Source organism: Brevibacterium sp. Lmc1, from assembly GCF_057654315.1.
On record NZ_CM172803.1, the window covers coordinates 639368 to 659654 of the forward strand.

20 protein-coding genes are annotated in these 20287 nt (G+C 63.0%); 12 read left to right on the plus strand and 8 right to left on the minus strand.

Going from position 1 to position 20287, the window contains the following annotated elements; translation table 11 throughout:
- Nucleotides 1-46 precede the first annotated feature (46 nt).
- On the minus strand, nt 47-1288 hold the full coding sequence (locus tag AC239G_RS02775; RefSeq protein ID WP_139469965.1) for an MFS transporter: 1242 nt from the start codon (nt 1286-1288) through the stop codon (nt 47-49).
- A gap of 323 nt (nt 1289-1611) precedes the next feature.
- Here AC239G_RS02775 and AC239G_RS02780 point away from each other — a divergent pair, with 323 nt between their 5' ends.
- On the plus strand, nt 1612-2652 hold the full coding sequence (locus AC239G_RS02780; RefSeq protein ID WP_487489738.1) for an LCP family protein: 1041 nt from the start codon (nt 1612-1614) through the stop codon (nt 2650-2652).
- A 159-nt stretch (nt 2653-2811) separates the two neighbouring features.
- On the opposite strand, the gene AC239G_RS02785 is transcribed toward AC239G_RS02780, so the two are convergent.
- The 4 genes from AC239G_RS02785 to AC239G_RS02800 all read right to left on the minus strand — a co-directional run bounded on the left by AC239G_RS02785 (nt 2812) and on the right by AC239G_RS02800 (nt 6334).
- Nucleotides 2812-3282: a hypothetical protein gene (locus AC239G_RS02785; RefSeq protein WP_487489739.1), complete on the minus strand. Its 471-nt coding sequence runs from the start codon at nt 3280-3282 to the stop codon at nt 2812-2814.
- A gap of 501 nt (nt 3283-3783) precedes the next feature.
- Nucleotides 3784-5424: a phosphoglucomutase (alpha-D-glucose-1,6-bisphosphate-dependent) gene (pgm, locus tag AC239G_RS02790; protein ID WP_487489740.1), complete on the minus strand. Its 1641-nt coding sequence runs from the start codon at nt 5422-5424 to the stop codon at nt 3784-3786.
- A gap of 119 nt (nt 5425-5543) precedes the next feature.
- On the minus strand, nt 5544-5840 hold the full coding sequence (locus tag AC239G_RS02795) for a hypothetical protein (RefSeq protein ID WP_487489741.1): 297 nt from the start codon (nt 5838-5840) through the stop codon (nt 5544-5546).
- Nucleotides 5841-6004: 164 nt separating this feature from the next.
- On the minus strand, nt 6005-6334 hold the full coding sequence (locus AC239G_RS02800) for a rhodanese-like domain-containing protein (protein ID WP_139469974.1): 330 nt from the start codon (nt 6332-6334) through the stop codon (nt 6005-6007).
- 254 nt (nt 6335-6588) lie between these two features.
- Between AC239G_RS02800 and AC239G_RS02805 the strand changes: the two genes are divergently transcribed.
- On the plus strand, nt 6589-7428 hold the full coding sequence (locus tag AC239G_RS02805) for a pyridoxamine 5'-phosphate oxidase family protein (RefSeq protein WP_487489742.1): 840 nt from the start codon (nt 6589-6591) through the stop codon (nt 7426-7428).
- 152 nt (nt 7429-7580) lie between these two features.
- Here AC239G_RS02805 and AC239G_RS02810 read toward each other — a convergent pair whose 3' ends face one another.
- Nucleotides 7581-8171 carry a CGNR zinc finger domain-containing protein gene (locus AC239G_RS02810; RefSeq protein ID WP_487489743.1) on the minus strand — a complete coding sequence of 197 codons (591 nt, stop codon included), beginning with the start codon at nt 8169-8171 and terminating at the stop codon, nt 7581-7583.
- A gap of 57 nt (nt 8172-8228) precedes the next feature.
- On the opposite strand from AC239G_RS02810, the gene AC239G_RS02815 reads away from it, so the two are divergent.
- The 5 genes from AC239G_RS02815 (at nt 8229) to AC239G_RS02835 (ending at nt 12206) form a co-directional block, all read left to right on the plus strand.
- On the plus strand, nt 8229-9554 hold the full coding sequence (locus tag AC239G_RS02815; RefSeq protein ID WP_487489744.1) for an MFS transporter: 1326 nt from the start codon (nt 8229-8231) through the stop codon (nt 9552-9554).
- 195 nt (nt 9555-9749) lie between these two features.
- A complete protein-coding gene (locus tag AC239G_RS02820; protein WP_139906830.1) occupies nt 9750-10040 on the plus strand; it encodes a DUF4287 domain-containing protein in 291 nt (96 codons plus the stop codon).
- Between the two features lie 77 nt (nt 10041-10117).
- Entirely contained in the window at nt 10118-10216 is a 99-nt protein-coding gene (locus AC239G_RS02825; RefSeq protein ID WP_139906831.1) for an FAD-binding protein, read from the plus strand.
- A gap of 486 nt (nt 10217-10702) precedes the next feature.
- Nucleotides 10703-11395 (plus strand): hypothetical protein, encoded by a 693-nt coding sequence (locus AC239G_RS02830; RefSeq protein ID WP_139906832.1) that lies wholly within the window; start codon nt 10703-10705, stop codon nt 11393-11395.
- Nucleotides 11382-12206, plus strand: a complete 825-nt coding sequence (locus AC239G_RS02835; RefSeq protein ID WP_487489745.1) for a hypothetical protein — start codon at nt 11382-11384, stop codon at nt 12204-12206. Before AC239G_RS02830 ends, AC239G_RS02835 begins: the two co-directional genes overlap by 14 nt.
- Nucleotides 12207-12268: 62 nt before the next feature.
- Here the strand turns inward: AC239G_RS02835 and AC239G_RS02840 are convergent, their stop codons facing one another.
- The gene (locus AC239G_RS02840) at nt 12269-12883 is read right to left on the minus strand and encodes a 3'-5' exonuclease family protein (RefSeq protein ID WP_139906834.1); all 615 of its coding nucleotides are present in this window, start codon (nt 12881-12883) and stop codon (nt 12269-12271) included.
- 171 nt (nt 12884-13054) lie between these two features.
- Between AC239G_RS02840 and AC239G_RS02845 the strand changes: the two genes are divergently transcribed.
- The 4 genes from AC239G_RS02845 to AC239G_RS02860 all read left to right on the plus strand — a co-directional run bounded on the left by AC239G_RS02845 (nt 13055) and on the right by AC239G_RS02860 (nt 17802).
- Nucleotides 13055-14368 carry an FAD-dependent oxidoreductase gene (locus AC239G_RS02845; RefSeq protein WP_487489746.1) on the plus strand — a complete coding sequence of 438 codons (1314 nt, stop codon included), beginning with the start codon at nt 13055-13057 and terminating at the stop codon, nt 14366-14368.
- Between the two features lie 71 nt (nt 14369-14439).
- Nucleotides 14440-15297: an ABC transporter permease gene (locus AC239G_RS02850; RefSeq protein WP_139469989.1), complete on the plus strand. Its 858-nt coding sequence runs from the start codon at nt 14440-14442 to the stop codon at nt 15295-15297.
- Complete coding sequence (locus AC239G_RS02855) at nt 15290-16120, plus strand: ABC transporter ATP-binding protein (protein ID WP_139469991.1); 831 nt, start codon at nt 15290-15292, stop codon at nt 16118-16120. Before AC239G_RS02850 ends, AC239G_RS02855 begins: the two co-directional genes overlap by 8 nt.
- Before the next feature lie 410 nt (nt 16121-16530).
- A complete protein-coding gene (locus AC239G_RS02860; RefSeq protein WP_139469992.1) occupies nt 16531-17802 on the plus strand; it encodes an MFS transporter in 1272 nt (423 codons plus the stop codon).
- A 229-nt stretch (nt 17803-18031) separates the two neighbouring features.
- On the opposite strand, the gene AC239G_RS02865 is transcribed toward AC239G_RS02860, so the two are convergent.
- Nucleotides 18032-18940 (minus strand): sulfite exporter TauE/SafE family protein, encoded by a 909-nt coding sequence (locus tag AC239G_RS02865; RefSeq protein WP_259358557.1) that lies wholly within the window; start codon nt 18938-18940, stop codon nt 18032-18034.
- Nucleotides 18941-19336: 396 nt separating this feature from the next.
- Here AC239G_RS02865 and AC239G_RS02870 point away from each other — a divergent pair, with 396 nt between their 5' ends.
- Nucleotides 19337-20212: a sirohydrochlorin chelatase gene (locus AC239G_RS02870; protein ID WP_487489747.1), complete on the plus strand. Its 876-nt coding sequence runs from the start codon at nt 19337-19339 to the stop codon at nt 20210-20212.
- Nucleotides 20213-20287: the final 75 nt, after the last annotated feature.

The following is a 20287-nucleotide window of genomic DNA, read 5'->3' on the forward strand; positions in this document are numbered from 1 at the left end:
CCAGCGCGCGAGACAGCGATCGCGCAAGCGCTCGCCCCAGCGCGCTTTACGCCTCCACAACTCGCTCGCGCCGACGGTCCTTCTCCAGCCGGGCTTCGTGACTCGACCGCGAAGGGTTCAAAAGCTTCAGCAGCGACAGTGCGATGATCGCTCCCAGCACTGCGCAGCCGGCGGGCAGCAGCATCGCGGTCTTCGCATCGAAGGCGTCGATGATGTTGCCGGCGACGGCCGATCCGAAGGCGACGCCGAAGCCCAGCGAGGTGCCCAACCAGGCGAATGCCTCGGTGAGCCTGCGCGGGGGAGCGAGCTGCTCGATGACGGAGTTCGCGCCGATGAGGCTCGGTGCGATCGCGGATCCGACGACGATGAGGATGACGCCGTAGGTGATCATCGAGTTGGCCAGCAGCATCAGGCATGCGCCCACGGCCAGAGCGGACACGGCCACGCCGAAGCGGTGATGGACGGCGGCCTGCCAGTTGCGGGCCCCGTACAGCGCGCCGGAGATGAGCGATCCCAGCGCCAGGCACGACAGCAGCACACCGGCAGAGGACTTCACGCCGAGTTCGTCGGCGAAGGCGACGGCGATGACGTCGATGGCACCGAAGTTCACGCCGAGGAAAATGTTGACGATGATGATCGCGAAGATGCCCGGATTCGAGAACACGTGGCCCTTCGCCTCGGTGGTCCGCTCCACCGGTGGGGGTTCGGTCGACTTCTGGATGTAGAGCAGCAACGAGCCGACGCCGACGGTGATCATCGAGAGGATGATTCCGGCCGGCGGCCACACAGCGGTGGCGAGCACCGTGGCCAGAACCGGCCCGGAGACGAACATCAGCTCATCGGCGACCGATTCCCACGAGAACGCGGTCTGCAGCTTCTTCGGGGTGTCGACGATATGCGACCAACGTGAGCGCACGAGCGAACCGACGGAGCCGACGGTGGCGCCGCCGATGCCGGCGAAGACGAAGACGAATCCCGTCCACCATTCCTCGTACACGGAGACGATGAGCAGCGCCAACGCGATGAGGTGGGTGATGACGATGGGCACCATGACCTTCGCCTGGCCGAGGCGGTCGACGAGGCGAGCGATCCCGGGGCCCGCAAGCGCCTGGACGATCATGTAGACGGCGGAGACGATGCCCGCCATGCCGTACGACCCGGTCACGCCCTGGATGAAGAGGACGATTCCCAGCCCCAGCACTGCGATGGGCATTCGGGCGACGAGACCGGCCAAGGAGAACTTGAGAGCACCGGGAAGCGACAGAATTTCCCGATAGTTATTGAACACCAGGAAAGTCTACCGAGCGCTCTCAGCGACAGCCAGACGAATTGTGAGTTATTACTGGTGAGTCCCCTCACCTCGGCGCCGGAGGTCATTGGTGGGTAACGAACCGGTATCAGTCCCGGTCCACCCGGTCGAAACCGGGGATCACTGCGTCTGACAAGGCAGAACACCTCGCCGAGGCGGCCCTGCCCTCGCGTTCGCCGCCGCAGTGCGGTACGGGGTGAGTCGCGTGGCTGAGAAATGGGTCACCTCGGTCGCTATACAATGAGCGGGATTGCCCAATGACCCCGGCGCCCGGCGCCGACCGCTCAAACCCCGGAGTGCCGATGACGGACAACACCACCTTCGACGATCTCTTCGACCACCAGAACGAGGAACAGCAGCGCCCGCGCAAGAAGAAGCGCGTCTGGCGCAAGGTACTCGTCGCACTGCTGATCATCGTCATCCTCGGCGTGCTCGGCATCGGGCTCTACGTCTGGAGCGTCGGCCGGTCGTTCGACAAAAACGCGAACCAGCTCAGCGATGAGCAGGTCTTCGGCAAGTCCGGCGGCGGCAAGGACGGCGACGGCACGAACATCCTGCTGCTGGGCTCGGACGAGTCGATGAAAGATGTCGACGTCAACGATTCGCGCGGCCTGCGTTCGGACACGATCATGGTCATGCACCTGCCCGAAGACGGCGGCAACGTCCAGATCATGTCGATCCCGCGCGACACCTACGTCGATATCGAGGGCCACGGCAAGTCGAAGATCAACGCGGCACTGTCATACGGCGGTCTGCCGCTGGCCGTATCGACGGTTTCGGACTTCATCGGCACCGAACTCGATCACGTGGCGATCATCGACTTCGAAGGATTCAAGGCACTGACCGACAGCCTCGGCGGGGTGACCGTGAACTCCGAGCAGGCGTTCGAGAAGAACGGCCACACCTTCACCCAGGGCGAGAACGTGCTGAACGGTGACGAAGCGCTGACCTTCGTACGTGAGCGCAAGCAGTTCCAAGACGGCGACTTCCAGCGTGCGCGCAATCAGCAGGCGTTCATCCGCGGTCTGACGAACGAGATGATCTCGGCCGATACGCTGTCAAACCCGAAGAAGATCCAGGACATGGTCAAGAACTTCGCGCCGTACATGTACGTCGACTCGGGCATGGACGCGAAGTACATCTCCTCAACCGCGTTCAACATGCGCGACGTCCGCCCCGGTGACATCGAGTTCTTCACGGCGCCCGTCGCCGGCGTCGGCACCTCCCCGGACGGTCAGTCGATCGTCAACGTCGACGAGGATGAGCTGAAGAAGGTCCGCGACGCGTTCAAGAACGACACCGTGGCCGACTACGTGCAGAACGCCCCGGAGGCCCACCTGTAGAACCTCGCCGAGGCGGCGCGTCCCCGGGCAACCCTCGCCGAGGCGGCTCACCTTAGCCGCAGACGCCGTGGCCCAGCTCCGCGGAGTCAAACGCCGAGCCCCGCTCCAGGATCGTTCCGGAGTGGGGCTCGATGTATCGGCGTTCAGATGGCTGGAGCTTCAGTCCTCAAACTGAACCTTGTGCACGGCGTTGGGAGTGCCCCATTCGTCGTCGGGGTCGACCACGGCTTCGGTGGGCATGCCGAGCGACATCTTCTCGCCGGTGACGGTGTTCTCGTAGTCGACGTAAGTCGTGCCGGCGGCACCTTCTCCGCCGACGCGGTCCCAGTGGGTGGCTTCGTCGTCGCTGTGTGCCTGCAGTTCCTCGGCGACCTGAGGCGACGCGAAGGCCTCAACCCGGTCCGTATCGCCTTGTCCCCAGGCTCGGACGAGCTCGTCGGCGTATTTGACCGGTTCGGTCGGGTAGTACACGGACTGCGTGTCGGCACCGGAGTCTGCAGACTGGCTGGATGAGTCGGCCGCGGAAGCGTCGGCGGCCACGGCCGGGCCGGAGGCGAGTCCGAGTCCGGCGAGTCCTGCGACGGTGGCGATTCCCAGGGCTGCTGCACGGTTGCGAACGGAGTACTTCATTGTGTCGATCCTTTTCTGTTCATCTGCCGCTTCTGCTGGTGGACGTGTGAGTTTCGCAGGGCGGTATGTCGATTGACGGTGAACAGTCTTGCGATCGAATCTAGAGGGCGCGACAACGGAGCCTGACAGCCGACTCAAGGTCTGTCACAGCGGGAAAACAGGAATATGCAGTAGTGCGACGGTCGCTGTTACACATAAGCTGACCACTGTTTGGTGGCAACATGTCTTACGGGTGAACGTCGTGGTCATGGCTTCATGTGGACGCAGTGGTCTAAGTCGCCCGCGGGGTTTGCGCAATTGCGGCCGTATCGTCGGCTCGGTTGGGGGCCTCTGCAATTGCGACAATCCTGCGCAGGCAGCGATACATGATCGTGATCCGCACTCGCCCTTACAAAAGTGAACAAAAGTATCCGCGGCTGCAAAGTGTGAGCGCAGCGATGAAGTTCGCTGCATCCACACTTCGAAGCCGCGGAAGCGAGTTATTCGTACAGTGGCTGGTGCTTACTCCAGAACCCCGTCGACGAGAGTGCGGGCATCGTGCTGGACCTGGCGCAGGTGGTCCTCATCGCGCAGCGATTCTGCGTAGATCTTATACACGTCTTCCGTGCCCGACGGTCGCACGGCGAACCATGCATTGTCCGTGGTGACCTTGAGCCCGCCGATGGGCGCATTGTTGCCCGACGCCGAGGTGAGCACCTCCTTGACGGGTTCACCGCCGATGGTCTTTGCACTCACCTGGGAGGCATCCAGGGACCCCAGTCGTTCCTTCTGTGCGCGCGTCGCCGGAGCGTCCTGGCGGGCGTAGGAGCTGGTGCCGTGGTTCGCGGCCAGTCCTGCGTAGCGCTGTGAGGGAGTCTGCCCGGTCTTCGCGGTCATCTCGGCCGCGAGGAGGGCGAGGATGATGCCGTCCTTGTCCGTCGACCACACTTTGCCGTCCCTCCGCAGGAACGATGCGCCGGCCGATTCCTCGCCGCCGAATGCCAGCGTCGAATCGAGCAGGCCGGGAACGAACCATTTGAAGCCGACAGGCACCTCGAAGAGGGTGCGATTATGCGCGGCGACGATGCGGTCGACGATCGACGAGGTGACCAGAGTCTTGCCGATCCCCGCGTCCTTCGGCCAATCGGTGCGGGAGTCGATCAGGTAGTCGATGGCCGCTGCCAGATAGTGATTCGGATTCATCAGGCCGGCATCGGGAGTGACGATGCCGTGGCGATCAGCATCGGCGTCGTTGCCGGTGGCGATGTCGAAGTCGTTTCGCGAGGCGATGAGGCCGGCCATCGCGTAGGGGGAGGAGCAGTCCATGCGGATGTTCTCGTCCCAATCCAGGGTCATGAACGACCAGGTGGGGTCGACGTCCGGATGGACGACGTCGAGGTTGAGGTCGTAGTCCTCTGCAATGGCCGCCCAGTAGTCGACGCTGGCTCCGCCGAGCGGATCGGCGCCGATCTTCAGCCCGGAGCTGCGAATGACATCGAGGTCGATAACCGACTCGAGGTCGTCGACATAGTTCGAGACGTAGTCGAAGTTCTCGGTGTTCTCCAGATGGAACGCCCGCTGGAACGGAGTGCGCGGGATCTTCTCCCACCCCTCGGCGAGGTACTGGTTCGCGCGATCAGCGATCCAGGTCGTCGTCTCGGTTCCGGCAGGCCCGCCGTGCGGCGGGTTGTACTTGATGCCCCCGTCAGCGGGCGGATTGTGGCTGGGAGTGACGATGATGCCGTCGGCCTGCGCATCCTCGCGCGACTTCCCGGCGTTGAAGCCGAGGATCGCGTGGGAGACCGCCGGGGTCGGGGTGAAGCCGTCGCGTTCGTCAATGAGCGCGGGCACCTCGGCGGCGGCGAGCACCTCGAGGACGGTGAGGAACGCGGGCTCACTGAGCGCGTGAGTGTCACGGCCGAGGAAGATCGGCCCACGGATGCCTTTGTCTCGGCGGAAATCGACGATGGCTGCGGTGATGGCCGCGATGTGCGCCTCGTTGAAGGAGCGGTTGAAGCTCGAACCGCGGTGGCCGGAGGTCCCGAAGCTCACTGCTTGCGAAGGCACCGAAGAGTCGGGAACCAAGTCGTGATAGGAATCGAGAAGGGCAGGGACGTCAACGAGATCCTTGTCCTGGGCCAACTGGCCGGCGCGTGTTGTCATTCTTCTACCTAACCAAATGACAGCGGTTGCGCACAGTTGTGTCCACGGAGTTCTTGCATCGTGGACTTCGGCGGCTCCTCGGAGCGAGAATCAGCGGCCTCGTATGCCGGGCCGCCGTCTCAGTCAGGCGGCTCCACGGAGTCGTCTTCCTCTTCCTTCGTGTCTCCACCGCTGATATCTCGGTCTTTGTCTGGGGAGGAGGACCCTTCGGCTTTGGCCTGGGCTTCCTCAGGATCCCGATCGATCGGAACATCGTGCTCAGCCGCGATTCGCTCAAGCTTCTCTTCGGGAGTCTTGGAACTGCCTTCGGCGTCGGTTTCCGCGCCGACTCCGACAGCAGTGCTCTCGATGTCCTGCGCGTCTTCAGGCTGCTCTTCGGCTGCGTTCTCCGGGAGGTTCTTCTTCTCGTCACTCATGACTTCGCTCCTTTCGGAGTTGAACACGCTCTCGCCGTTCGGCGGAGGACCGGGGGATCATGAAATTCGCTCTGTGATCTGTGTTTCCGACGCTAGACCTTCGCCCGGCGTGCAGGCAAGGGACGGAGGGAGAAGAGGTCGACGAACCTCAAGAGACTAGGCGATCACTTCACCCAGGGCTCTTCGCCGGTCTCGGAGACGATGGGCTTGCCGTTGTCGAGGTTCCACGAACCCATGCCGCCGTCGACATTGAAGGCATCGAAGCCGTTCTGATTGAGCCAGGCCACGGCCCGGTTGGAGCGCCCGCCGGTGCGGCAGATGACGTACATGTCGTCATCGAGGGGGAGATCGTCGAGGCGGCTCGGCAGTTCGCCCAGCGGCACGTGGATCGCGCCTTCGATATGGCCGGCCTCCCATTCGTCGTCCTCGCGGACGTCGATGATGGCGGCCCCCTCGGGGATGTCGTTGACGGTGACGGTCGTTTCTTCATCCATGGCTTCAGTCTAGACATCGGCCAGGACACGGACGCAATGGGCTGCCGGACCGATCTGCTCACCACCCGAGCTCCAAATGGCGCGGTGTCTGGCGCCTCGGGCCGGGCCCCGTCTCTGTGAGGTGGGGGCAGGTCTCTTAGGGCGGCGCGTCTGTGCGCCGACTGGGAAAGCCCACCATGTTGAGTCAGTCAGCGTTCCGCACCGCGATCGCATGGAAGAATGACGAACCACCGCCGACGAAGAGGGGAAGTCTGATGAACAGAGACAAGAGCACCGAAGGTCGCGGCGAGGAGAAGGCTCGCGACGCCGCCGCCGTTCTCGACGAGACGACCGAGAAGTTCGCCGGTACCTCGAACATCGCCCCGGGCGAAAAGGGCGGCTACACCGAGGGGGACGTAGAGACCCGGGCGCGCGACGCCGCTGCCAGCCAAGGCGCGAACCTCTATCGCAACCCCGACGGTTCGCACACGGCCGTCGACGAATCTCAAGCCGCCGTGGGAACCCCGAGCTCCGAATCTGAGGACTCCGGGCCACCGGCCCGCACCGCTGCCACCGATGATACGGAGGCCGGCCAGGTCTCCGCAGCCGGTGACGGGCAGGCTCCTGCAGGCCAGGCGGCTACCGATGAGCTCGACCAGTCCGATGTCGTCAAGATCCTGCGCGGCAGCGACTCCGTCATGCTCGCGACGGCGTTGGCCGATGGCAAGATCCTCTCCCACCCGATGGCACCTCAAGAAGTCACCGAGGATGCCGACGTATGGTTCTTCCTCGCCCTCGACGGCGACCAGACGAAGGCGCTGCGGACGAACCCCGAAGTCAACATCAGCATCGCTGAGGCGGGCAACTGGTTGTCAGTCGCCGGACGCGTCGAGTTCATCGATGACGAGGCCAAGGTCGATGAGCTGTGGTCGGATTCTGCCAAGGCATGGTTCGACGACCGTCGGGACCCGAATCTGGGGCTGATCAAGGTCATCACGCACTCCGCTCAGCACTGGGGGCTGCCTGGAGGTAAGGCATCTGGCCTATTCCACATGGTCAAGTCCAAGATCACCGGCAACCGTCCAGCCGGCGGCACTCAGACCACGGAACTCTGAGCCGTATCAGCATCCAGGGCGTCCGGCGCGACTCATCAGTTCGCGCCGGGCGCCCTCGTCTGTGTCTGCCACCGAATCCGTAGTCGCCCGACACGATGGCTGCGACAGACTGTTTTGGGTTTTTCGCAACGACCTGGCCAGCCGCTCCAGCCTCACTGATTCGCTTGTTTGGCCCGCCACCGGGCCTGCTTCGCCCGATTGCCGCACAGCTCCATAGAGCACCAGCGTCCTGTGCACGAGCGCGAGTGATCAAAGAACGCCCACTGGCAGCTGTCGTATTCGCATGCCTTCAGCCTCGCCCATGTTCCGTCCCCGAGCGCCGCGGTCGCCGCACTCACCACCCGACCGATCGCTGCGTCGATACCGGTGCCGGCCGCGACGAGCTCGGCGCCGCGGTCGGTGATGACGACCTGAGTCGTGCGCCGGGCCGCCTCGGTGAGTGCCTCGACGACCGCGTCGGGCGTGCCCGCCTTCGAATGATTGGCCAGGAGCCCGTCGCGCAGAATCTCCCGCAGTTCCCGCGCCCGCCGCAGATCCGCCTCCGATGCATCGTCGGCTTCGCCGTTTTCGCCGAGGCGGCCGCCGCCGACGGATTGATCGATTCCCTGCTCGTTCGCCCACTCCGACCACCCGGACAGATCGGCGAGGCGATCGGTTCCCAGGTCGATATCGCGGGTGTTGACGAAGGCACGGACGAACTCCAGCTCGCCGGGAGCAGCTGCGGGCGGAACGATCTCAGGCATAACTCCAGTATAACCACTATTGATATGTACATGGTTACTGTTATAACCTGCATTGCTATGACAACAGTTACCTCAGCGTGGACGGTTCCTGGTTTTCGACTTTTCTGGAGCGCTGGAGCGCTTTCTCGACTCGGAGCAGAGGTCGGAGAGATCGCCCTGCCCGCTCTCACCCTCATCACTCTCGGCGCGACCGCGATGGAGGCCTCCTGGGTGCGCACGGCACTCGTCGCCCCGTTCCTTGTCGTGACGCTCTGGTTCGGCGTCATCGTCGACCGCCACCCCAGGCGACAGCTGATGATCCTCGCCGATTGGGTGCGCGGCGTCCTCCTCGTCCCTGTGTGCGTCCTCGCGCTGACGAATACACTGACGATTCCGGTCGCCGTCGGGGCCGCCTTCGCGATCGGCACGATGACCGTGCTCTACCAGCTCGCCGACTTCTCGTTCCTGCCGCAGTTCGTACCCGAAGACGCACTCATCGACGCAAACGCCAAGATCACCGCCACAGAATCCGCCATCGAAACCGCTGGTTCCGGTGTCGGTGGACTCATCGTCCAGGCCGTCACCGCGCCGATCGCGATCGCGGTCAATGCGGTCGGCTACCTCGCCTCCGCCTTGCTCATCGGGCGGCTGCGGATCGACGAACCCGCACCCGAAACGACCGCGACTGCAGGAGTCCCTGCCCCTGGCGCGACCGAAACCGCCGACGAGCCCGCCGCCAAATCCTCAGCCATCGCCGAGGCGCGCGACGGCCTCAAGTCACTCATCAGCCACCCGATCCTCCGCGCCCTGGCGGCAGAGGCGTCTCTGTGGAACTTCGGCCACGAGATCCTCATGCTCGCGCTTGCCGTCCACGTGCTCGCCGGACTGCCCTCCGGCCCTCTCGTCTTCGGCGCAGTGGTGACCTGCGGAGGCATCGGCGCTCTCATCGGCAGCCTGCTCAGCCCCCGCCTCACGAAGCGCTTCGGATACGGCCGGTCCCTGCTGGTCAGCCTCGTTCTCGGCAACACGGCCCCGCTGATCGGAATGGTCACCGTGGCGTTCTACCCGGCAGTTCTCATTCCGGGCCTAGCACTCGCCTTCCTCCTCTCCGGCCTCGGCAGCGGAGTCGCCGACTCGCAATCGACGAGCATCCGCCAGCTCGCTCTGCCCGACGAAATCCGCGGACGCGTCAACGCGGGCTACCGCCTCGTATCCTGGGGCGCACTCTCCATCGGCGCGATCCTCGGCGGCACCCTGATCACGTTCATCGGGCCGGTCGGATCCGCCGTCTCCGGAGCGGCACTCATGGCGCTGGCTACTGTGCCGGTGGCTCTGTCGCCCGTGCGCGGAATTCGCGCCATCAACGAGGTCGTGCCCGAACGAACCGATACAGAAGACGCCTAACTCGGGCAATCGAGACTCCTGAGTCGGAAGTCGCGACACCTAACTTGGGCGATCGAGTCGTGCCGGAGTCTGACGGTGATGACTCTCGACCTGCCAACACTCCGCGATATATCGTGAACCAAGGTGAGCGCAGATCGCTGACCTGCACCGTTGCCGAGCAGAGCCGCTCGCCGCATCTTCCCGAAGGGACCCGACATGTCATTTCAGGCCTACCTCGACACTATCGAAGACAAAACCGGACTCACCCCACGCCAGTTCATCGACCTGGCCGAAGAGAAGGGCTTCGACGACGACTCGGTCAAGGCCGGGGCCATCCTCGAGTGGCTCAAAACCGACTACGGCCTGGGACGCGGACACGGCATGGCGCTCGTCCACGTCATCAAGAAGGGTCCACAGATCGACGCCAAACACGTCGGTTCCGGCGGCTCGCACAACGACGAGTCCGACATGCTCTGGCTCGACGGCAAAGCGAGCAGGCCGGCATGATCACCCGCGCCGACTGAGCGCCCACTCTGCACCCGCACCTCCTGCCGGACCACCTCGGGGAGGATTCGCATGGAGGCATGAGCAAGCGGATCGTCATCATCGGTGCGGGACTGGCCGGCACGACCGCGGCTCGGGAGCTGAACGCGCGCGGTCAGGCCGTCACTGTTTCTGGATAGTTTTGTAGATCTTGCACGCAGACTGAATGCTAACCGCCCGGGGCTGAATGTTGAAAGAAAGAATAAGGCCGGTGGGACCAGGGATGCGTCTGTAGCTCTTTCACGATGCACTACTGTGGCAGTAGTGGTGATCAGTCACAAACTCCGTTTCAATGTTGAACCAGTGCAATCCAGCGAGCACAGGGGCGGAGACGATATGGCGGAGGTGACAGTTTGAGTGAACCTGTGGATCCCGATGTTTGGGAGAGAATCGACGTCAGTTCTTGGCATACCAGAGACGTTGAACAGTCGGGCTCCCACGAGAGCATTTGGCTAGAGGATCCGCGGGACGGCTCGCAGTGGCTCCAAAAGAACACAACTATTCAATCTGACGGATTCGAACAGGGCGAGGACTGGGCCGAGGTTGTCGCATCCCAGGTAGCCAACTTACTCGGTGTCCCAACGGCCAGGACGCGTCTGTGCATCCGCCAGGGTCGACGAGGTTCCTTGAGCAAAGAGATTCAATTCCCGGGATTTGACCTGATCGGCGGGCACATGGTGCTCGAAGATTGTGTTGAAGTGACCGACTACATCCCCCACCTCGAGGGGGAGCCGGCTCGGGACTCTGCTCGGCCCGATGTCAAGCGGCCCGGACACAATCTGCGAAATATCCGCGAGGCGCTGAAAGATACTGGTGCGCCACCTGGCTTCGCTGGTGCCGATGTCGCCGACGGCTTCGACGTCTTCGTTGGATATCTACTGTTCGACGCGCTTGTGGCTAATCGTGACCGTCACGAGGAGAACTGGTCACAGTTGAGGCACCGGCTCGCCACGGTGGCACCTAGCTTGTGCCCATCGTATGATCATTCTGGAAGCCTCGGATTTGCTGAGCGTCCAGCTAAGCTCGAACTGAAAAAGGATCCGCGAGCGTTGGAAGCATGGGCTCGGAAAGGTACAGCATGGCGTTTCGAACATGTTGGAAAGCCGATTACACTTGTGGAGCTTGCAGCTGACGCTCTGGACCAAGCGTCTGAGTCAGCGCAGGAACTCTGGACTCGTCGCTTCAACGAGCTTGATCTTCTTCCCGTGACGGATCCCCTCCGGCAAGGAGCCATCCCCGAGATGTCAGTGGCGGCTGTTACGTTCGTAAATAACTTGTTGCATCTGAACCTTGAAAGGATTCGTCATGAGCTCAACTAGCATCGTTGATCAGGTGCCGCAGCACGTTCCGCGATCCGAAGTGGGTGAGCTGCTGGTCCTGTGGCAACACCCTGAGAGTCGTCGCATCCATCCAATTGGACGGTTAGGCAAGGACGGCGGTAATTTCACATTCACATACACGCAGCATGTCCGTGAAATCGACGACTTCCGTCCGTTGCCCGGTCTGCCCATTGTGGGGGAGAAATACTGTGGCACGCGGATGCCGACAATATTTCGACAGCGGACGATGTCTCCGACCAGGCCAGATTTCACGGCGGTCATGAATGAGATCGGCTTACCCCCGGATGAAGCAACTCCGTGGGAACAGATCGTTCGTTCGGGCGGGCGCCGGGTGGGCGATACTCTCCAGTTAATGGAGCTCCCAAACACCCACGATGGCCACGTGTCCGTTCGCTTCTTCACGAACGGTATCCGGCACATTCCTGGGGGCACCGGTCTGAGAATTGGGAACGAAATCATTAAAGTCGACAGTGATGCCCACGAACTTGCATTGGGATCACTCGGGGGAGGTGACGCGCTTCAGCTCGTTCTTGAACAGGGGAACCCCGAGGATCCGCACGCTGTCATCGTTGCTTCAGGTGGGACTCCGGTGGGGTGGGTGCCTCGCGTACTTTCCGCGGGCATACGTCAATTACTACAGGCAGGGACAGGGGCGAGGGCGTTGGTCCATCGAGTGTCTGGACCGTCAGCACCGCCGCATGTTCGTCTGGTTGTGGATTTCGAAGCCAATGCACCAGCTGATTTCACGTTTGATCCCGCAGGGGCCTGGGCTCCGCTCGAAAAGGTTTGAAGTCATCTAACCCAAGGGCATGCACGGTGGGCCTGTTGGCGGGTCTCATTTAGTATCCGGTTTTAGTGGACCAGAGGGTTTGGGATGCCGACGATTTCTCGGTGGGCATCGGTCGGCAAGTAGGCGCATAGTGCCCCGTAGAGGCCTAGATCATCAGAGTTAAATCCGGAGACGATATTGTCGTGCAGCTCGAGAAGATGCTGAACGTCGCTGACAGCATAGTCAATCTGCTCCGGACTAAGTTCGGGCGCGCCCCAGTCGCTTGTGCGTACTGAACCCTTTTCGAGTTCGATGCCGAGGCGTCGTTCGAGAAGCGGCTTAAGACTATGTGCGTAATTCGGCATGGTCGGATCAGCCACGCGTGACGCGGTTTTCGTGCACCGCACGTTGCGCGTACGAATCTGCCAGTTTTGCTCGAGGAATCGCAGATCGAAGGGAGCAAAGTGGTAAACGGACTCCACATCAGTCGATTCGAGGACTGTTGCCAGCAGAGGAGGTCGGTACCCGGAATTGCGAACGATGACTGGGTCGGCGTTCGGAGTGCTGATCTGGCAGATTTCTAGGCGATCTTCGCGCCAGTCGAGACCGCTGGTTTCAGTGTCGACGGCGCAACGTCCTGATTCGAAAATGAGCATGGCCAGTTCGGGAGTCAGGTCTTGCTGCACATGAATCGGCATAACCCTAGCCTAGCTGTAAAGTTCAGGGGCCACAGCAGCGTGCGGTGATTGTTTGAGAATGCATGCAAGGTGGTCGACATCACGGCTCACGCGTGCCGCATACTCATCCACACTCCTGCCGTGACTCCGCACCTCCCGGCGGGCCGCCTCGGCGAGGATTAGCATGGAGGCATGAGCAAGCGGATCGTCATCATCGGTGCGGGACTGGCCGGCACGACCGCGGCGCGGGAACTGAACGCGCGCGGTCAGGCCGTCACCGTCATCGACCCCCAGGCCGGCAAGACGTGTGAGCGGCCGCCGCTGTCGAAGCATCTCTTCGATGGCGCCCGCCACCACCTGCCGTACCACCTCGAATCGACCGCGCACATCACCTTCGTCCGTGACCGGGCAGAAGAGATCACCCTCGCCGAGGCGCCCGCGGAATCCCGCTACACCGCCGAGACCCAGCGACACCCTCATCCGCTGGCGGACCACCACACCACCGCGGGCACCATCCATCTGGCGTCGGGGGAGTCCGTCGACTTCACCCACTGCATCCTCGCCACAGGGATGGAGGCGAATCGTCCGCAGGTCCCCGCCTACCCGGACGCCCTGCCGGTCTATGACCTCGGCGACGCCGAATGGATTCTTGAACGTGTGAATAGCGCAACCGAGGCCCTCAACGTCGGGGTGCTGGGCTCCGGTTATCTCGGAATGGAAGTGGCCACCTCGGCGGTGGCTGCCGGACACCACGCCACGGTCTACCTGCGCGGGGACGAACCCCTGCGCAAGCAGCTCTCCGCTCCCGTGAGGCAGGCGCTGTTCGACAAGCACAAGGCCGCCGGAGTCGAATTCGTCACCCACACCGCGAGCCCGGACGACATCCCGGCCGATGTCCACGACCTGTTCATCACCAGCGTCGGGGCTCGCCCTCGGCTGATCCCGATCGACGGTCACCGACCCGCTCAGGCGTGGGAAGTGGATGAGAGTTTGGCAACATCCAATCCGGGTGTCTTCGCCGCCGGTGACTGTGCCATCGTCACCGCCGGACCCTATGCACTCGACCACCCCTGGGCCTGTGAACCGGTGGCCGAAAGCCACGGAAAATTCCTCGCTGAACTGCTCACTGAAGGATCAGACACGGCTTCGAACGACGGTGATAATGCGCCCGAATCCGCTTCAGATTCTGGGCCGGACGACGGTCCGAAAGTCTGGTCCGATGTTCCCTGGCACTGGAGCTTCCAAGGCCCGGAGAAGGTGTTCACAGCGGGCCTGACGAGCCCCGACGCCGACGACACGATCGTCCGACACGACCCCAGCGGAGCGAAGTTCCAGGTCTTCCACTTCGAAGGACTCGCCCCGGAGTCGGTGCTCGTCGGCGTCGAAACGTTCAACTGGCCCCCGATGCAGGCGGCCGCCCGACGGGTACTCGGCGGTAACAATATTCCGACGAGAGCTCAGATCGCCGACCCCGACTTCGACTTCAAGGCTCACAGCCGACTGTGAGTCTGCGCTAGTCTCATCCCGTAGACTCTTTCTGTTCTATCCCCAGTCGCCGACGAGAGAATTTTCTGTTCATGGATATGGCCAGGCTTGCTGCCGAGCACGGACTCGAGAGAGTCGGTGGACGGCCGTCTCTACCTCAGTACGTCAAACAGCTTCTCAACCGAAGCGACTTCACGTATACGCTAGCGAAGTACCGGATGCAGTCCGAGAACGAACGCAATCGCCTCGGCATGCTCTGGGTACTTCTGCGTCCGGCGTTCTCCGCACTCATCTACGGCACAGTCTTCGGGTTCATCATGCGGGGCGCCACCGCCCGGCCCGACGATTTCGCCCCTTTCGTCATCATCGGCGTCTTCGTGCTCGAGTTCTTCAACACCTCGATGAACGGCGGGTCGAAATCGATCATCTCGAACGCCTCTCTCGTCCAATCGCTGCCGTTCCCGCGCATCGTGCTGCCGATCGCCACGGTGTTCCAGAACCTGCTCAACTTCATTCCCACCTTCATCTTCATGGCACTACTCGTCATGCTGTGGGGCGCGAAACCCGGTTGGGACTGGTTCCTCTTCATCCCGTTGGTCTTCCTGTTCTGGATTTTCAACCAGGGTGTGGCCTTCATCTTCGCCCGCGCAACGGTCCACTTCCGTGACCTCTCCCAGGTGACTCCGTTCATCTCCCGGATGATCTTCTACACCTCGGGCGTCTTCTTCGACCTCAAGGTCATGGTCGACAAGATCAACCCGTCCCTGCAGCCCTTCGCTGATTGGCAGCCGCTGAACAACGTCCTGGCGATCGCCCGCGGCATCCTCATGAAGGACGGTGTTATTCCCTACGACTACTTCTGGCACCTGGCCATCTGGGCATTCGGCATCTTCATCATCGGCTTCGTGTTCTTCTGGCAGGCCGAGGAAAGGTTCGGTCGTGATGAGTGAGACGAACGAAGAGCAGGCCTTCGACACCGGCAGCCTGCCCGAAGTGACGCGAAACAATCCTCCCGTCGTCGTCTGCGACAACGTCCACGTCCGGTACAAGACTCTGGCTACGGGCAAGAAGCTCAAGCTCGGCAGCAAGGACGTCATGTCCAAGCGCCGGGAGCTGAGGGAGGTTCACGCCCTCAAAGGCATCAGCTTCGTCGCCCACAAGAACGAATCGATCGGCATCATCGGCAGCAACGGCTCGGGCAAGTCCACGCTCATGCGGTCGATCACCGGACTGACTCCGACCTCCGAGGGGGCGATCTATGCAACGTCACGGCCGAACCTCCTCGGTGTCGGCGCCGCACTGATTCCGGATCTCTCGGGCGCCCGCAACATCGTCCTCGGGTCTCTGGCTCTGGGGCTCACTCGTGACGAGATCGATGCAAAGTTCGATGACATCGTCGAGTTCACCGGGCTTGAGGACTTCATCGACCTGCCGATGCGAACGTACTCCTCGGGTATGTCCCAGCGTCTGAAGTTCGCGATCGCGACCTCGGTGCAGCACGAGATCCTCATCGTCGACGAGGCGCTCAACGTCGGTGACAAGAAATTCCGTGACCGTTCCGAAGGCCGCATCCGGGCCATCCGTGAGAACGCCGGTACCGTCTTCCTCGTCTCGCACTCGATGCGCACGATCAAGGACACGTGCAACCGTGCACTGTGGATCGAGAAGGGCGAACTGCTCGCCGACGGCCCGGCGCTTGAGGTCATTCGCAAATACCAGGCCTTCACCAAGGCCGAGAAGGCGAAGGAAAAGAATCAGGAAGAGCCGGCCTGAGCCCTGGTCTGCCCGACCTTCGGACCCTTGCGAATTCGGCCCCGTTCTCTGCTGAGGACGGGGCCGTTTCTTTCACTTCGCCGCAGCCAGCGACACCTTGAACTCCACTGTCCGCGCTGTGCGGGGCCCTCACCAAATCGCCGCGGCGATGTGGTGAAAGGCGTCGACAACGACACTGACGTGACTCGTCACCTGCTGAGACTGCCTTTGCGGCCGGATACTACGGGACTACAATCGTCTCGCTGACGAGAACAGGGGGCATACTTGTCAGATCAGAGACTCCGACCGGGTCTGTGAATAAGCAACATCCGCCCGGGTGACGAGCAACGGTGCCTGCATCCTGCAATTCCACGATCCACCACCGGCTTCGCCAACCACGGCATCCGGGCACCTACAAGAAGAGGCACACGATGACTGAGACACCCGTCGAGTCCCGCGAAGACAAGTCGCGGGCCCGCAAGGCCGTAGTCGCGGCCGGACTGGGCAACGCCCTCGAATGGTATGACATCATCCTGTTCGGGTTCATGGCCACCTCGATCACCGCGGTCTTCTACCCCGGCGAAGGCCTGTCCGCACAGCTGATGACCTGGGCGACCTTCGCCATCACCTTCGTCGTCCGTCCCCTCGGCGCGATCATCATCGGCCGCTACTCGGACAAGCACGGCCGCAAATCGGCGCTGTCGCTGACGATCGGTCTGATGACCCTCGGTGTGTTCATCATCGTCATCCTGCCCGGCGAAGCGACCATCGGCATCTGGGGCGCGATCGGCCTCATCATCGCCCGCATCATCCAGGGCATCTCCGCCGGCGGCGAATTCGGATCGGCCACAGCCTTCCTCACCGAGAACGCCAAGCGCGGCAAGGCCTACTACGCCTCCTTCCAGACCGCGACTCAGGGCATCTCGATGTTCCTGGCCGCCGGAATCTCGTGGATCCTCAGCTCGGCGCTGAGCGAAGAGGCCCTGCACTCCTGGGGCTGGCGCGTGGCCTTCGCCCTCGGCCTGCTCATCGGACCCGTCGGCTGGTACATCCGCTCGAAGATGGATGACACTCCTGAGTTCAAGGCCGCCGAGAAGACCGACAACCCATTGCGCGTCCTCCTCAGTGAGAACTTCGGTCGCCTGTTCTCCGCGTTCCTCATCATCGCGATGGCCACGATCTCGGTCTACCTCATCACCTTCCTGCCGCAGTTCGCCGTCACCAACCTCGGCCTCGACGCGTGGGCATCGTTCCCCGGCGCCGTCGTCGCCGGTGTCATCACCCTCATCGGCGCCCCGTTCGCCGGCCGTCTGGCCGACCGAGTAGGCCCGACGACCGTGATGATCCCGACGACCATCGTGGGCATCATCGTCGCCTGGCCGATGTTCATCCTCCTGACCGCGAATCCCTCGATCGGAGTCCTCACCCTGTGCGAGGCGATCGTCGGCCTGTTCATGGTCTTCTACTTCGGTCCGATGCCGGCGCTGCTGTCCGAACTGTTCCCCGTCAAGGTGCGCAGCTCCGGCATGACCATCGCCTACAGCTTCGGTGTCGCGATCTTCGGCGGCTTCGCCCCGCTCATCCTCACCGCGCTGCTCGGCGCGACCGGTCTGCTGACCGTGCCCGGCTTCTACTACGCGGGCCTGTCGCTGCTGTCCCTCATCGGCGTGATCATGGCCCGGAAGCTCTACAGCCAGCGCTGACCGCACCGCAGACCCGAACAGACCCGACCCCGCGATTGTGCGGAGTCGGGTCTGTTCGCGTGTTCTCGCCGGCTTATCGGCCTTCACCCGCAGGAATCCATGTGCTCGACGGGGTTTCCTCGCCTCGTTCAAGCCGGCCCGCGCATTTGGGTGCGTGTGCCTCGCGATAAGCGAGCTTGGCCTTGAACGACGGTATGGAAGAGGGAAGGAACGCCCTCGCCGAGGCGGTTCACCCGCCGACGGGCACCTCGACTCCAGCTTCCTCGGCTTTCCGCACCTTCGCTGCCGCACGTTCGATGCGCACGACGTGAGCCAGCAGTGCGAACCACACAAGCGCCAGGCCGGCGAGCGTCAGCCACACAGTCGACGAACCGAGGCCGAAGGCGAGCAGGATGGTGCGGACGTTCGTGAGAACGATGATTCCGCCCGCGGCGACCGCAAGCACCTTGGCCGGCAGCAGCTTCACCAGCCATGCGGCGAAGGGTGCGGCGATGACGCCGCCGACGAGAAGTGCCGCCACGATCTGCCATTCGATGCCCTGCGATCCGAGCGCAATGAGGAACCCGAGCGAACCGCCGACCGCGACGATGAACTCGCTGGTGTCGATCGAGCCGACGACCTTGCGCGGCTCCAAGCGTCCCGAGGACAGCAGCGTCGTCGTTCCGACCGGACCCCAGCCGCCCCCGCCGATGGAGTCGAGCGTGCCGCCGATGAGCCCGACGGGGACGAGCATCTTCGCGCTCGGCCGTGACTTGAACGTCGGACGCGCACCGCCTAGTGCCAGGAAACGCCAGATGACGTAGATGCCGAGCGCCAGCAGGATCCCTGAGATCCAAGGGGTCGCCGCCTCCCCGTCCAGGCTGGCGAGGAACGTCGACCCTGCGATCGCCCCGACGAACCCCGGGCCGGCCAAAATCGCGACGGTCCGCCAGTCGACATTGCCGAACTTGTGATGCGAGATCCCCGACACCAACGTCGTCCCCAATTCAGAGAAGTGCACCGCCGCCGAGGCGGCCGCCGGTGCCGTACCCGCCGCGAGCAGCAGCGTGGTTGAGGTGACCCCATAGGCCATGCCCAGGGAACCGTCGATGAGCTGCGCGATGAGCCCGACTATTCCCAGGATGATGAGCTGACGCATGTGCTTGCCTTTCGTGGATGACGCGGAGGATGTGGAGGCGCAGAAGATTGGTGAGGCGTCGAAGATGCGGACGGTGCCAGCGACGCAAAGACGCGTTGACAACACACACTAGCGAAACTGTTGAGCAGAAAGGAAAATCGGCAGCAATCCTACGAACTCGGTCGCCGTATGTCGAAAGATGACGTCGAATGTCGATATTTCGCTGATGAACAGCCTGTATGCGACGCCGAGGCGGATGGGTTACGCTATGCGAATGCATTCAATCCAAACGATCACTGCTCGCCCTGGTTGCTCAGTCGTTGAGCAATCAGCCTGCCCGGTGACCTCGACGGCCCCGGGGCAGGTGCGGGAACGGGTGCAGAGGCTCGCGCAGAGAAACGCTGAGGAGCGGGCGCAATGACAGGGTTGCCGTCGGTGGGCCTGATCTCCCACGGAACCTCATCGCCGACCGGGCAGGTCCTCATCGAAGTACTCGCGACAGAGATCGCCACGGACCTGCGCATTCGCGGGATCGCCGACGAAGTCATGCTAGGGCACGTGGACGTCCAAAAACCCGACGTCGACGAGGTGATCGCCCGACTGCCCGCCGACCGTCCGGTCATCCTCGTGCCGCTCCTGCTCTCGCCGGGGTATCACGTCCATGTCGACCTCGCTGAGGCGGTTGACCGTGCCGCTGAATCGAGCCGTGACGTTCGACGAACGCCCACGCTCGGGCCCGACCCGAGGCTTGCAGAGATCCTCGCCGATCGACTCCCGCTCTTGAAGAGCGGCGACGACGTCATCCTCGCCGCTGCCGGATCGAGCGACGAGCGGGCCAACGAATCCTGCCGGGAGATGGGCAGGCTGCTGGCCGCAGAACTCGAGCGCCCCGTCGAGGTCGGCTTCCTTGCCGGCGGAGGAGTACCGTTGAAAGACCTCGTCGGACAGAACCGCAGTCGCGGTGCCCGACCCGTGCTCGCGAACTACCTGCTGGCCCCCGGTTTCTTCGACGACCTCGCCCGCAAGCACGTAGAGGGCGGCACTGACTCGACCGGCCTCCTCGCCCCGCCGCTTCTCACCGGAGGCGGCACCACGTCCGCCGTCCCGCCGAAACTCGTTGACATCGTCCGCGACCGAGTCCGAGAGGGCATCCGCGGCCAAGTTCGTGACGGTGTTCTCGCGGCCGGCCGCAACAGTGGGCCCGGTGGCGCCCATGTCGAAGGTGGCTGTCCTGCCTACGTCCAACCTCACACTCAACCCCACAACTTCACCCCACAGATGCTCAACGCCTGACCGCATACACGGCAGGCCGTGACACCATATGTCACTTCGTGACACAAACCCTTCGGTAATTGGTTGAGCAATTCG

Bases quoted from the DNA above. Each gene is read 5' to 3' on its own strand.
- AC239G_RS02780 (WP_487489738.1), top strand. From the start codon at position 1,612: ATGACGGACAACACCACCTTCGACGATCTCTTCGACCACCAGAACGAG.
- AC239G_RS02785 (WP_487489739.1), bottom strand. From the start codon at position 3,282: ATGAAGTACTCCGTTCGCAACCGTGCAGCAGCCCTGGGAATCGCCACC.
- pgm (WP_487489740.1), bottom strand. From the start codon at position 5,424: ATGACAACACGCGCCGGCCAGTTGGCCCAGGACAAGGATCTCGTTGAC.
- AC239G_RS02795 (WP_487489741.1), bottom strand. From the start codon at position 5,840: ATGAGTGACGAGAAGAAGAACCTCCCGGAGAACGCAGCCGAAGAGCAG.
- AC239G_RS02800 (WP_139469974.1), bottom strand. From the start codon at position 6,334: ATGGATGAAGAAACGACCGTCACCGTCAACGACATCCCCGAGGGGGCC.
- AC239G_RS02805 (WP_487489742.1), top strand. From the start codon at position 6,589: ATGAACAGAGACAAGAGCACCGAAGGTCGCGGCGAGGAGAAGGCTCGC.
- AC239G_RS02810 (WP_487489743.1), bottom strand. From the start codon at position 8,171: ATGCCTGAGATCGTTCCGCCCGCAGCTGCTCCCGGCGAGCTGGAGTTC.
- AC239G_RS02815 (WP_487489744.1), top strand. From the start codon at position 8,229: ATGACAACAGTTACCTCAGCGTGGACGGTTCCTGGTTTTCGACTTTTC.
- AC239G_RS02820 (WP_139906830.1), top strand. From the start codon at position 9,750: ATGTCATTTCAGGCCTACCTCGACACTATCGAAGACAAAACCGGACTC.
- AC239G_RS02825 (WP_139906831.1), top strand. From the start codon at position 10,118: ATGAGCAAGCGGATCGTCATCATCGGTGCGGGACTGGCCGGCACGACC.
- AC239G_RS02835 (WP_487489745.1), top strand. From the start codon at position 11,382: ATGAGCTCAACTAGCATCGTTGATCAGGTGCCGCAGCACGTTCCGCGA.
- AC239G_RS02840 (WP_139906834.1), bottom strand. From the start codon at position 12,883: ATGCCGATTCATGTGCAGCAAGACCTGACTCCCGAACTGGCCATGCTC.
- AC239G_RS02845 (WP_487489746.1), top strand. From the start codon at position 13,055: ATGAGCAAGCGGATCGTCATCATCGGTGCGGGACTGGCCGGCACGACC.
- AC239G_RS02850 (WP_139469989.1), top strand. From the start codon at position 14,440: ATGGATATGGCCAGGCTTGCTGCCGAGCACGGACTCGAGAGAGTCGGT.
- AC239G_RS02855 (WP_139469991.1), top strand. From the start codon at position 15,290: ATGAGTGAGACGAACGAAGAGCAGGCCTTCGACACCGGCAGCCTGCCC.
- AC239G_RS02860 (WP_139469992.1), top strand. From the start codon at position 16,531: ATGACTGAGACACCCGTCGAGTCCCGCGAAGACAAGTCGCGGGCCCGC.
- AC239G_RS02865 (WP_259358557.1), bottom strand. From the start codon at position 18,940: ATGCGTCAGCTCATCATCCTGGGAATAGTCGGGCTCATCGCGCAGCTC.
- AC239G_RS02870 (WP_487489747.1), top strand. From the start codon at position 19,337: ATGACAGGGTTGCCGTCGGTGGGCCTGATCTCCCACGGAACCTCATCG.